This is a genomic window from Nocardioides sp. B-3 (genome assembly GCF_024703895.1).
Taxonomy (GTDB): domain Bacteria; phylum Actinomycetota; class Actinomycetes; order Propionibacteriales; family Nocardioidaceae; genus Nocardioides.
The window spans coordinates 2,762,432-2,774,337 of record NZ_CP087968.1 but is presented as its reverse complement, the minus strand read 5'-3'; the positions used below and the strand labels follow the sequence as shown (position 1 = coordinate 2,774,337).

The 11,906-nt window shown below is 69.9% G+C and carries 12 protein-coding genes and 5 pseudogenes; 5 read left to right on the top strand and 12 right to left on the bottom strand.

Annotated features, from left to right (window positions below; genetic code table 11):
* Nucleotides 1–5 precede the first annotated feature (5 nt).
* From LP418_RS18415 to LP418_RS18395, 4 genes and pseudogenes are all read left to right on the top strand, one after another.
* Nucleotides 6–1,445: pseudogene (locus tag LP418_RS18415) on the top strand (acyl-CoA carboxylase subunit beta).
* Complete coding sequence (locus tag LP418_RS18410; RefSeq protein WP_257953151.1) at nucleotides 1,445–1,666, top strand: acyl-CoA carboxylase subunit epsilon; 222 nt, start codon at nucleotides 1,445–1,447, stop codon at nucleotides 1,664–1,666. Before LP418_RS18415 ends, LP418_RS18410 begins: the two are co-directional and overlap by 1 nt.
* 46 nt (nucleotides 1,667–1,712) lie before the next feature.
* Nucleotides 1,713–3,393: pseudogene (locus tag LP418_RS18400) on the top strand (DUF885 domain-containing protein).
* A 191-nt stretch (nucleotides 3,394–3,584) separates the two neighbouring features.
* Nucleotides 3,585–4,197, top strand: a pseudogene (locus LP418_RS18395) (Maf family protein).
* On the opposite strand, the gene LP418_RS18390 reads toward LP418_RS18395, so the two are convergent.
* The 12 genes and pseudogenes from LP418_RS18390 to LP418_RS18335 form a co-directional block, all read right to left on the bottom strand.
* Nucleotides 4,187–4,573, bottom strand: a complete 387-nt coding sequence (locus LP418_RS18390; RefSeq protein ID WP_257953149.1) for a universal stress protein — start codon at nucleotides 4,571–4,573, stop codon at nucleotides 4,187–4,189. The pseudogene LP418_RS18395 and the gene LP418_RS18390 overlap by 11 nt on opposite strands.
* Complete coding sequence (locus LP418_RS31145) at nucleotides 4,573–5,475, bottom strand: tripartite tricarboxylate transporter permease (protein ID WP_336275755.1); 903 nt, start codon at nucleotides 5,473–5,475, stop codon at nucleotides 4,573–4,575. Before LP418_RS31145 ends, LP418_RS18390 begins: the two co-directional genes overlap by 1 nt.
* A gap of 118 nt (nucleotides 5,476–5,593) precedes the next feature.
* Nucleotides 5,594–5,995 (bottom strand): annotated as a pseudogene (locus tag LP418_RS31140) (tripartite tricarboxylate transporter permease); the annotation flags it as partial.
* Between the two features lie 109 nt (nucleotides 5,996–6,104).
* Nucleotides 6,105–6,542, bottom strand: a pseudogene (locus LP418_RS18380) (tripartite tricarboxylate transporter TctB family protein); the annotation flags it as partial.
* Between the two features lie 139 nt (nucleotides 6,543–6,681).
* On the bottom strand, nucleotides 6,682–7,608 hold the full coding sequence (locus LP418_RS31135) for a Bug family tripartite tricarboxylate transporter substrate binding protein (RefSeq protein ID WP_336275754.1): 927 nt from the start codon (nucleotides 7,606–7,608) through the stop codon (nucleotides 6,682–6,684).
* Nucleotides 7,605–8,090, bottom strand: coding sequence for a GtrA family protein (locus LP418_RS18365; RefSeq protein WP_257953148.1), 486 nt, complete (start codon nucleotides 8,088–8,090; stop codon nucleotides 7,605–7,607). The genes LP418_RS31135 and LP418_RS18365 overlap by 4 nt, the downstream gene beginning before the upstream one ends.
* 16 nt (nucleotides 8,091–8,106) lie before the next feature.
* Complete coding sequence (locus tag LP418_RS18360; protein WP_257953147.1) at nucleotides 8,107–8,541, bottom strand: hypothetical protein; 435 nt, start codon at nucleotides 8,539–8,541, stop codon at nucleotides 8,107–8,109.
* Between the two features lie 35 nt (nucleotides 8,542–8,576).
* Complete coding sequence (locus LP418_RS18355) at nucleotides 8,577–8,966, bottom strand: hypothetical protein (protein WP_257953146.1); 390 nt, start codon at nucleotides 8,964–8,966, stop codon at nucleotides 8,577–8,579.
* Nucleotides 8,914–9,162 (bottom strand): hypothetical protein, encoded by a 249-nt coding sequence (locus LP418_RS18350; RefSeq protein ID WP_257953145.1) that lies wholly within the window; start codon nucleotides 9,160–9,162, stop codon nucleotides 8,914–8,916. The genes LP418_RS18355 and LP418_RS18350 overlap by 53 nt, the downstream gene beginning before the upstream one ends.
* A complete protein-coding gene (locus LP418_RS18345) occupies nucleotides 9,155–9,292 on the bottom strand; it encodes a hypothetical protein (protein WP_257953144.1) in 138 nt (45 codons plus the stop codon). Before LP418_RS18345 ends, LP418_RS18350 begins: the two co-directional genes overlap by 8 nt.
* Before the next feature lie 56 nt (nucleotides 9,293–9,348).
* A complete protein-coding gene (locus LP418_RS18340; RefSeq protein WP_257953143.1) occupies nucleotides 9,349–9,726 on the bottom strand; it encodes an acyl-CoA dehydrogenase family protein in 378 nt (125 codons plus the stop codon).
* Nucleotides 9,651–10,544, bottom strand: a complete 894-nt coding sequence (locus LP418_RS18335) for an acyl-CoA dehydrogenase family protein (RefSeq protein WP_257953142.1) — start codon at nucleotides 10,542–10,544, stop codon at nucleotides 9,651–9,653. The genes LP418_RS18340 and LP418_RS18335 overlap by 76 nt, the downstream gene beginning before the upstream one ends.
* 190 nt (nucleotides 10,545–10,734) lie before the next feature.
* Between LP418_RS18335 and LP418_RS18330 the strand changes: the two genes are divergently transcribed.
* Entirely contained in the window at nucleotides 10,735–11,652 is a 918-nt protein-coding gene (locus tag LP418_RS18330; RefSeq protein WP_257953141.1) for an iron ABC transporter substrate-binding protein, read from the top strand.
* Nucleotides 11,653–11,906 lie beyond the last annotated feature (254 nt).

The window sequence follows — 11,906 nt, the reverse complement described above, 5'->3', positions numbered from 1 at the left end:
TCGGGATGCTCTTCGACGAGGGTTCGTTCGTCGAGCTCGACGAGCTGGCGCGGCACCGCTCGGTGGCCTTCGGCCTCGAGAAGCGGCGCCCCTACGGCGACGGCGTGGTGACCGGCTACGGCACGGTCGACGGCCGCCAGTCTGCGTCTTCTCGCAGGACTTCACCGTCTTCGGTGGCTCCCTCGGCGAGGTCTACGGCGAGAAGATCACCAAGGTCATGGACCTCGCGATCAAGACCGGCTGCCCGATCATCGGCATCAACGAGGGCGCCGGCGCCCGCATCCGGGAGGGCGTCGTCTCGCTCGGCCTCTACGGCGAGATCTTCAAGCGCAACGTGCACGCCTCCGGCGTCATCCCGCAGATCAGCCTGATCATGGGCAACTGCGCCGGCGGCCACGTCTACTCCCCCGCCGTCACCGACTTCACGATCATGGTCGACAAGACGTCGGCGATGTTCATCACCGGCCCCGACGTGATCAAGACCGTCACCGGCGAGGACGTCACGATGGAGGAGCTCGGTGGTGCGCGCACGCACAACACCAAGTCGGGCAACTCGCACTACATGGCCTCCGACGAGGAGGACGCGATCGAGTACACCAAGGCGCTGTTGTCCTACCTCCCGCAGAACAACCTCGACGAGCCGTTCACCTTCGACGAGCCCGCCGACCTCGAGGTCAGCGACCTCGACCGTGAGCTCGACACGCTCATCCCCGACGGGGCCAACCAGCCCTACGACATGCACACGGTCATCGAGTCGGTCCCTGGACGACCGGGAGTTCCTCGAGGTGCACGCGATGTTCGCGCCCAACATCATCGTCGGCTACGGCCGCGTCGAGGGCCGTCCCGTCGGCATCGTCGCCAACCAGCCGATGCAGTTCGCCGGTTGTCTCGACATCGACGCCTCGGAGAAGGCCGCGCGCTTCGTGCGCACCTGCGACGCCTTCAACATCCCGGTGCTGACCTTCGTCGACGTGCCCGGCTTCCTGCCCGGCACCGACCAGAGTTCAACGGCATCATCCGCCGCGGCGCCAAGCTGATCTACGCCTACGCCGAGGCCACCGTCCCGCTCGTCACCGTCATCACCCGCAAGGCCTACGGCGGCGCCTACGACGTGATGGGCTCCAAGCACCTCGGAGCCGACATCAACGTCTCCCTGGCCCACCGGGCAGATCGCGGTGATGGGCGCCCGTGGCGCCATCAACATCCTCTACCGCCCCGAGATCGCCGAGGCGGTCGCCGCGGGCAACGAGCCCGAGCGCCGGGCCGAGCTGGTCCGAGAGTACGACGACACGCTGGCCAACCCCTACATCGCGGCCGAGCGCGGCTACATCGACGCGGTGATCATGCCGCACGAGACGCGCTCGGAGATCGTCCGCTCGCTGCGGCTGCTGCGCTCCAAGCGCGCCACGCTGCCGGCGAAGAAGCACGGGAACATCCCGCTCTGATGACTGCCGACAAGCCCGACGCCCCGCTGCTGAAGGTCGTCAACACCGACGCGACCCCCGAGGAGATCGCCGCGCTCGTGGCGGTCTTCTCGGCGCTCGGGTCGTCGACGGGCGCGCCGGCTCCACGCCGTACGCCCGAGTGGTCTCAGCCCGCGCGACGCGTGCGCACGCCCCTCGCGCACGGCCCCGGCGGCTGGCGCGCCAGCAGCCTGCCGCGCTGAGCACATCTCGTTCGCCGATGTCGGCGGCGAGTGGTTGGGTGGTGCCGTGACCGAACGGACCATTGATGCCCTGTGTGACCAGTTCGTCGAGGACTATGCGTCCCTCGACCCGATCGCGGCGACCGCCATCGGTGTCGCGGGCCATGACGACCGACTGACCGACCTGTCGCCGGCCGGCTACGACGAGCGGATCGCGCTGGTGCGCGCAGCCGTCGAGGCCGTCGAGGCGGCCACGCCGGTCGACGACCGCGAGGCAGCCGCGCGCGACTCGTTCCCGGAGCGCAACCGCCTCGAGCTCGAGCTGGAGGCCGCCGGGCTGAGCCGCTCGCGGATGTCGGTGCTGTGGAGCGGCCTGCACGAGATCCGCGAGGTCTTCGACCTGATGCCGACCGAGGGTGACGAGGCGGTCGCGAACATCGGCGCGCGCCCGGCCGCCGTGCCCGCCGCTGTCGAGGGGTCTGCGCGTGACGCTCTCCGACGAGGCCCGCAAGGGCAACGTCGTCGCGGCGCGGCAATATGCCGAGGTCGCCGAGCAGGTACGCCGCTGGACCGGCGAGACAGGCGAGGGCGGCGACTTCTTCGCGGGCCTGATCGAGCGGGTCAACGCACCCGAGCTGGCGGACGCCGCGAAGGCCGCGAGCCGCGCCTTCGCGAGCTTCGGGATGTTCCTCTCCGACGAGCTGGAGCCGCAGGGCCGCGACAAGGAAGGGGTCGGGCGCGAGCACTACGCCTTGGCCAGCCGCTACTTCCTCGGCGCCGAGGTCGACCTCGACGAGACCTACGCCCGGGGCTGGATCGAGCTCCAGCGCCTCTCCGACCTGATGGCCGAGACGGCCGACAAGATCCTTCCCGGCTCGACCGTCGACGGCGCCGTCGCCCACCTCGAGGCCGACTCGACCCGGGTGATCAAGGGACGCGAGACGTTCCGCGACTGGATGCAGGACCTCGCCGACCGCACCATCGCCGAGATGGCCGACGTGCACTTCGACATCCCCGAGCCGATCCGCCGCATCGAGTGCAAGCTCGCCCCCACCAACGACGGCGGCATCTACTACACCGGCCCGTCGGAGGACTTCACCCGTCCCGGCCGCATGTGGTGGTCCGTGCCTGACGGCATCGAGGACTTCCACCCCCGGCGCGAGGTCACGACCGTATTCCACGAGGGCGTCCCCGGCCATCACCTGCAGGTCGCCCAGACGGCCTACCGCAAGGAGAGCCTCAACCGCTGGCAGCGGCTGATGTGCTGGTGCAGCGGCCACGGTGAGGGTTGGGCGCTCTACGCCGAACGCCTGATGGACGAGCTCGGGCATCTTGCCGACCCGGCGGACAAGCTCGGGATGCTCGACGGCCAGTCCCTGCGAGCCGCCCGGGTGATCGTCGACATCGGCATGCACCTCGAGCTCGAGATCCCCGCCGACAACACCCTCGGCGCCGACGGCACCGCGTTCCACCCCGGCGAGACGTGGACGCCCGAGCTGGGGCTGGAGTTCATGCGACTCCACTGCCGGATGGACGACGAGGTGCTGCAGTTCGAGGTGAAGCGCTACCTCGGCCTGCCGGGTCAGGCTCCGTCGTACAAGGTCGGCGAACGCATCTGGCTCGAGTCCCGTGCCGAGGTGCAGCAGCGCCGGGGCGACGCCTTCGACCTGAAGGCCTTCCACCGCGCGGCCCTCGACCTCGGCTCGCTGGGCCTCGACCCGCTGAAGGCGGCGCTGGCCCGCCTCTGACCTCGCCTGCTTCGCCGACAGCGGTGACTCAGCCACATTTTCCTGCTCCAGAATGTGGGTGGTTCACCGCTGTCGGGCAAGTCGTACGAGGACGCGCCAACCGGAGGTGACTGACCCACATTTTCCGTCCCCAGAATGTGGCTCACTCACCGCTGCCGGGGCGAGCGGGGCTCAGCCCCTAGGGTCGTCCCATGCAGCTCGTCCTCGCCTCCGCCTCCCCCGCCCGCCTCGCGACGCTGCGAAGTGCGGGGGTCGACCCGACGGTGATCGTCAGCGGCGTCGACGAGTCCCAGCTCGACGGGTTGCCACCGGCCGAGCTCGCGCTGCAGCTGGCCGAGCTCAAGTGCGCCGCCGTCGCGGAGCGCGACGACCTGCCCCGGGACGCACTGGTGCTGGGGTGCGACTCGGTGCTGGAGCTGCGCGGCGAGGCGCTCGGCAAGCCCGAGTCGCGCGAGGACGCCGTCGACCGGTGGCTGAAGATGCGCGGCAGCTCGGGCGTGCTCCAGACCGGGCACTGCCTGCGCGGACACGGCTACCGGCCGGGTGGCCGCCGCGACAGCCAGCACGATCGTGCACTTCGCCGACCTGAGTGACGCGGAGATTGCCGCCTACGTCGCCACCGGCGAGCCGTTGCACGTGGCCGGTGCCTTCACGGTCGACGGCCTCGGGGGCGCGTTCGTCACGCGGATCGAGGGCGACCACCACAACGTGGTGGGTGTCAGCCTGCCGCTGGTGCGCGACACGGTGGCCGAGCTCGGCCACGAGTGGACCGACCTGTGGCGGGAGACCGGGACTAGGGCTTGACCGCCACCACCGGGCACGCGGCATCGATGATGACGCGCTGGGCGACGCTGCCCATGATCAGCTTGCCGACCGGGGTGCGGTGCCGGATGCCGATGACGATCGCGTCGGCATGGATCTCGCCGGCGACGGCCGGGATCTCCTCGGCGACGTCGCGGCCCATCGTCTGTCGCACCTCGTGGTCGACGCCGCTCGCCGCGAGCCGCTCGTCGAGCAGCGTCCGGCCCGAGGATCCGAGGTAGCGCTTGTCGATGAGCGAGTCGCCGCGCGTGCTGTTGACGACCACCACGCCCGTACGGCGACGCTGGGCCTCCTCGAGGCCTGCGGTCAGCGCCGCCTCGCCGTACTCGTCCGGGATGAAGCCGATCACGACAGCCATCAGGAGACCTCCGGGTCATGGTGCTCGAGCAGCGCCGGTGGCCGGAACCGCGCGATGAGCAGCGGCACGACGACGGCCGGGACGACGAGGAAGTAGACGAAGATCGCGAGCGGCTCGTTGAACAGTCCGCTGACCTCGCCGTTGGACAGGTCGAGGGCCTCGCGCATCTTGAACTCCATGAGCGGCCCGAGGATGACGCCGAGGATCAGCGGCAGCACCGGGATGCCGAAGCGCCGGATCGCGAAGCCCGGGCCGCCGAAGAGCAGCAGCAGGAGCAGGTCGAACGAGCTCTGGCCGACGCTGTAGGCGCCGAGGCAGGCGAAGAAGAGGATGCCGGCGTAGAGCTGGGGGCGCGGGATCTGCAGCAGCTTGGCCCAGAGGGGCGCGAGCGGCAGGTTGATCACCAGCAGCAGGGTGTTGCCGATCAGCAGGCTCGCCAACAGCGTCCAGATCAGGTCGGGCTGGTCTGTCATGAGTGTCGGGCCGGGCACGATGCCGTACTTCGTCATCGCCGCGAGCAGGATCGTCGCCGTGGCCGTCACCGGCAGGCCGAGGGCCAGCAGCGGGACGAACATGCCGGCGGCGCTGGCGTTGTTGGCGGCCTCCGGCCCGGCGACGCCCTCGATGGCGCCCTCACCGAACTCGTCGGCGCCACCGCGGCGGGCGGCGAGCTTGCGCTCGGTGATGTAGGACAGGAAGGTCGGCGTCTCGGCACCGCCGGCGGGCAGGGCGCCGAACGGAAAGCCCAAGGCGGTGCCGCGCAGCCATGGCGCCCGGGAGCGGCGCCAGTCGTCGCGACCCATGAAGGGGCGCCCGACCGGGATGACGTCGATCGGCCTGCGGCGCAGGTGCGCCGCGGTCCACAGCGCCTCGCCGATGGCGAAGACGCCGACGGCGACCACGACGATGTCGACGCCGTTGGCCAGCTCGAGGAAGCCGCGCGTCAGCCGGGCCCGGGGCCGTCGACGGGTCGAGGCCGATCAGCCCGATGGTCAGCCCGATCGCGAGGCCGATGAAGCCACGGAGCTTGGAGGCACCGAGCACGCTGCTGACCAGCACCATCGAGAGCAGCATGATCGCGAAGTAGGACGGCGCACCGATCTCGACGGCCCACGTCGCGATGGACGGCGTGAAGAAGGCGACGAGCAGGGTGCCGATGGTGCCGGCGATGAACGAGCCGATGGCGGCGGTCGCTAGGGCCTGCGCGGCCCGTCCCTTCTTGGCCATCTTGTTGCCCTCGATCGCCGTCATCACCGATGCCGACTCACCCGGCGTGTTCAGCAGGATCGAGGTGGTCGACCCGCCGTACATCCCGCCGTAGTAGATGCCGGCGAACATGATCAGCGCCCGGGTGGCGTCGAGCCCGTAGGTCACCGGCAGCAGCAGGGCCAGCGCCATCGCCGGGCCGATGCCCGGCAGCACGCCGACGAAGGTGCCGAGCAGCACGCCGATGGCGGCGTAGAGCAGGTTCTCCAGCGTCAGCGCGCTGGCGAAGCCGTCGAGGAGGAGGTTCAGGGTGTCCACGGCGGCCTCACAGGATCCCGTCGAGGATGCCCGGCGAGAGCGGCACCCCGAGGCCGACGTAGAAGAAGTACCAGCTGCCCACGGCCAGCACCACGCCGACGATCAGGTCGCGCACGAGCGTGCGCGAGCCCGGGGCCCACGCGCAGCCGGCGAAGAGCAGCGCCCCGGTGATGGCCCAGCCGAGGATGTTCACCAGCAGGATGTTGAGCACCGGGATCGCGACGAGCTTGCCGACCGTGAGCCAGTCGGCCGGGGTGGTGAGGTCGACGTCCTCACCCTCTTCCGCCTGCGGTACGTCGCCACGAGCCGTGGCCACGGCGAGCAGCACCGCCAGCACGACCATGACCGTGCCGATCGCGTAGGGGAAGACACGTGGCCCGATCGGATCGCCGAACCCGACGTTGAGCCCCCGGGCGTCGACGATCGTGTAGACCCCGACGAGCGCGAGGACGACGGCGAGCCCGGAACTGCGCGCGGTCGATACCGGACGGGACGGCGGTCTTCTGGTCGCTCACAGCAGTCCCAGCTCCTCGAGGGTCGAAGACACCCGGTCGTCCTGCTCGGTGATGAACTCACCGAACTCCTCACCGGTCTTGAAGTCGTCGGTCCAGCCGTTGTCCGCCACGACCTGCTGCCACTCGGGGGTCTCGTGCATCTCCTCGAAGTAGCCGATCAGCTCGGCGGTGCGCTCGTCGCTGATCTCCGGCGGCGCCAGCACGCCGCGCCAGTTGAGGAAGACCAGGTCGACACCCGACTCGGTCAGCGTGGGCGCCTCCGCGAAGGGGCTGCCATCGGGGGTAGCGCTCCTCCCCCGAGACCGCCAGCACCCGCAGCTCGCCGGACTCGATCGATCCCCGGAACTCCGGGAGGCCCGAGAAGCCGGCGTCGATCTTCTTGCCGAGCAGCGCGCTGGTCAGCGGGCCGCCGCCGTCGTAGGTGACGTAGTTGACCTCGTTGGGGTCGATGCCGGCCTCCGCCGCCAGCTGCATCGGGAAGAGGTGGTCGGGGGCCGCCCGGCGACGACCCACCGCCGACGGCGAGCGAGCCGGGGTCTGCCTTCCGGGCCGCCGGGGAAGTCGTCGAGCGTCCTGTACGGCGAGTCGCCGGGCACCGGGATTCCCTCGGGCTCGCTCATCAGCTGGGCGATGGGGGTGGCGTCGCTGAGGCCGAACTGGCTGCCGAAGGAGTAGGTCGAGCCGACCACCCCGAGCCCGACCGTCATCAGGGTGTTCTCGTTGCCGACCTCGCCGACAGAGCTCGGTCATGGCCACGGCGCCGCCGGCGCCCACGATGTTCTGGACCGTGATGCTGCCGCCCGTGATGTCGTCGTCCTCCAGCACCTGCACCGCGTCGCGACCCGTCAAGTCGTAACCGCCACCGGGGCTGTTGGGGATGATCATCAAGATGTCGCTGCTGTCGTCGCCGCGGGTGACACCGCACCCGGCAAGTCCGAGCACGAGCGCCACGCTCCCGATCAGGGCAGTGACGCGGCGAGGTCGCATGCGCCTCATCGTGCACCCGGCGTCAGACGCTGTCGAGTGCCTCGGCTTCGTCGCGTACGCCGAACACGAACTGTCGCGTCAGCACGAACCGTGCCTGCATTGCCGAGTGCGAGGCCGATCACGTTGGCCGAGATGTTGTCGGAGAACGGGTCGTCGAGGCCCATCACGTTGCGGCTGAACCAGAGGCAGGCCATCGGGATGATCATGGTGGCGACGCTGATCGCCACGAACGCGGTGCGACCGCCGTCGAGGTGCGTGGTCGATCGGTGGCGGAAGGCCCACGAACGCGTGCCGCGGTAGCTGATCGCCGTACCGACGAGATTGGCGATGACATAGCCCGGGATCGGGTGCCCGTTGAGGGGCGCGACATCGGCGGTGTTGAGGCCGTGGACCAGTCCGTTGAAGAGGAAGAAGGACACGATGGTCGCGCCGAGACCGACCGCGAGATAGCGGCCTATCTCCCCCGCCAGCTGGCGGCCCCTCGGTGTCACGCCTGCAAGGCTACGGCTATCGCCTCAGCGGACCCGCATCTCGCGCCATGTCGCCCCCGAGGTCTCGCGAGGTCCACGCGGTGGTCTGGTCCGGCCCGATCGCGGTGATGAGGGCGCCGTCGGCGGTCACGTCGATGTCGGTCACCATCGGCTCGAATGGCACCGGAGTCTCGAAGGGCGCACCCGATTCGATGCGTTCGTACGTCGACCAGTCCTCGCCGTCGGAGACGTAGATGCCCGGCGGCGTGCCCCTCGGCCTTTGCCTTGCCGGGCCGTTGTCGCTCCACAAGTGGACGCTGGCGACGAAGCGGCCGTCGGCCGGGACCGGGGTAGGTCCGAGGTAGGCCATCGGGTCGTCGGCGGGCACGACCACGGACCAGTCCCCATCACTCTCGAGTCGGCGGATCTCGGAGAACGGGAAGAGGGTGGCGCCGTCGCCGCCATGGACCACCACGTGAGTGTCATCGGTCGACGCGACGAAGCTCGTCAGGAAGTTGCGCCCCGGGCCGTCGAAGACCCGTGACCACGTGACTCCCCGTCGACGGACCACGCATAGGACTGTCGCTCGATCAACGCGCGCAGCTGGCCAGTGTCGGTCTGGATGAGTTCGTGGGTTCCGTCGGGCACCGGCACCAGATGCGCCGTCGCCGTCTCCGGGTCCGTCGCCCAGAACCGGTTCCTCGCCGGCCGGAAGACCATGCCGGCGACCACTTCGCCGCGCGCGACCGGCGCGACGTCCTTGACCATGTCCACGGGCAGCACTGACCCGTCGGCCCGGACCACATCAAGGCTCAAGCCACGCTGGTAGTCGAGCACGACGACCTCACCGCCGGCGGAGAGCCGGACGAACGCGTGGTGCCGGGTGGCGTCGGCCAAGGTCCCGGGTCCTGAAGCCGTCGGTCGTGACGGCGATGGCCAGCCTTCGGGACAGACAGCTCGCGCCGGCGCAGAGGCGCCACAGGGCGACGCGGCGGTCGCGGTCCCCCGGCACGAACTGCACGTCGACGAGTCGTGACTCGGGGTCGTCGACGATCTCCTCGGGGCTCGGGCGGTCGACGACCTCCTCAGTCACGGTCGGACTCGAGGTCGGGGGCTGCGTCGGAGCGGCTGTCGCGGGGCGCTCGGCACCCTCCGTGCACCCGGCAAGCAGGAGCACCGGCAGGAGCGACGCCACCCGGGCGCCGCACGAACAGACCGGGCATGGGCGCCCCTCTCGTCACGAGAGAGACGCGCCGCAGTGCCTGCAGGTTGCCCCGGTCTACTCCACCGGCAGGCCGAGACCCCGGGCGATCAGCATCCGCTGGATCTCGGAGGTGCCCTCGCCGATCTCGAGGACCTTGGCGTCGCGGTAGAAGCGGACGACGGGATATTCCTCCATGAAGCCGTAGCCGCCGAATATCTGGGTCGCGATCCGGGTCGCGGTGACCGCCGACTCGGTGGAGTAGAGCTTGGCGATAGCGGCGGCCTGCTTGAAGTCCTTGGTCGAGACACCGGCCCCGGCGTCCATCGCGTCCTTCATGGCGGCGGCCTTGTAGGTGAGCAGGCGAGAGGCCTCGAGCATCACCCGGAGGTCGGAGACACGGAAGGCGACGCCCTGCTTGCGGCCGATGGGGCCGCCGAAGGTCTGGCGGTCCATGGAGTATTCCGAGCGACAGGTCCGGGCAGGCTCGGATGCAGCCGACGGCGAGGGCGGCGATCGCGACGCGGCCGTCGTCGAGGGTGGCGAGGAACTGGGCGTAGCCGCGACCGCGGTCGCCGAGCAGGTTGGCCTCGGACACGCGCGTCCTCGAAGGACAGCGGGTGGGTGTCGGAGGCGTGCCAGCCGAGCTTGTCGTAGGCCTTCTCGGCAGTGAAGCCGGGCGTGCCGCTGGGAATGATGATCGTGGAGATCTCGGGGCGCCCGCCCTCGCGCTCGCCGGTCTTCGCGGTGACCGTCACCAGTGAGGTGATCGAGGACCCGGAGTTGGTGATGAACTGCTTGGCGCCGTTGACGACCCACTCGCCTTCGACCGGGTCGGCCTTCGTGCGAGTGGCGCCCGCGTCGGAGCCGGCACCCGGCTCGGTCAGGCCGAAGCCGGCGAGCTGCTCACCGGCGACGAGGGAGGGGAGGTGCTCCTCCTTCTGCGCGGCCGTGCCGTAGGTCAGGATCGGGTTGATGCCGAGCCCGACCGCGGCCTCGAGCGTGATCCCCATCGACTGGTCGACGCGGCCGATCTCCTCGATCGCGATGCAGAGGCTGGTGAAGCCGCCGTCCTCCCCGGCCAGCCCGGACCCGCCGTACTCCTCCGGAGCGGTGAGCCCCATCAGGCCGAGCGCGCCCATCTTCTGCACGACGTCGGTCGGGAAGTGATGGTCGCGGTCCCACTGCGCGGCATGCGGCGCGATCTCGGCCTGCGCAAAGTCACGGACGCTGCGACGGAACTGCTCGTGCTCGGGCGACAACTCGAAGGTCATGGGCGGCAGCGTAGCGCGAGAGGTTAACGATCGCTAACCTCCCGGACAGCGCTAAGGTTAGGCGACCCTAAAGCCCCGACTGAGGACTGCCACGTGACAACTCCTGTTCGCCGCCTGCTCGCCGTCGTCGCGACCGCCGCCCCGGGTCGCACCGCTGAGCGCGTGCAGCATCCTCAACCCGCCCGACCCGGTGATCTACAACGCCCAGCACGAGGAGCTGCTCGACGAGATCGTGCCGCTCTTCGAGGAGGAGTCGGGCCTCGACGTCGAGCTGCGTCCGGGCAAGGACCTCGAGATGGCCAACCAGATCGTCGAGGAGGGCAGCGACTCCCCGGCCGACGTCCTCCTCACGGAGAACTCCCCGGCCATGAGCATCGTGGACAACGCCGACCTGTTCGCGCCCGCGCCGGCCGGTGCGCTGGAGACCATCCCGGCGGCCTACGTCCCGAGCTCGAAGAACTGGGTCGGCTTCCTGGGCCGCTCGACCGTGGTCATGTACAACACCGACAACGTCACCGAGGCCGATCTCCCCACGAGCATCCTCGACTTCGCCGAGCCCGAGTGGGAGGGCCGCGTCGGCTTCTCCCCCACGGGCGCCGACTTCCGGGCGATCGTCAGCGCCGTCCTCGAGCTCGAGGGCGAGGACGCCACCCGCGCCCGGCTCGAGGGTCTCAAGGCCAACGGGGTCATCCTGCAGAACAACCCGGTGGTGATGCAGGAGGCCAACGAGGGCGCGATCGACGCCGGCATCGCCTACCACTACTACTGGTACCGCGACCAGCAGGAGAGCGGCGCCGACTCCGACAGCTCCGCGCTGCACTTCTTCGGCGACCGGGACCCCGGCGCGTTCCTGTCGGTCTCCGGTGCCGGCATCCTCAAGAGCTCGGAGCACGCCGCAGCCGCCGAGGAGTTCGTCGAGTGGCTGACCAGCACCGAGGCCCAACAGGCGATGGCTGAGTCCTACGCACTCGAATATCCCCTCAACCCCGAGGCGACGCTCAACCCCGACGTGAAGCCCTTCGACGAGCTCGAGCCGCCGACGGTCGACGTCTCCAGCCTCAACGGCCCCCGTGTCACCGAGCTGATGACCGAAGCTGGCCTGCTCTGAGCAAGCTGAACAAGCCCCCGACACCACCCCTGCTGCTTGCGGCCGGGGTGGTCGTCGTGCTGCTGGCGCTGATCCCCCTCGCGTACGTCGCCGTCTACACCGTCATCATCGGGCCGGTCGAGCTCTGGGAGCTCGTGGTCCGACTGCGCATCCCGGAGCTGCTGCGCAACACGGTCACGCTGGCGATGGCCTGCATGGCGGCGACCGCGGCGCTCGGCGTCGCGCTGGCGGTCCTCGTCGAGCGCACCGACCTG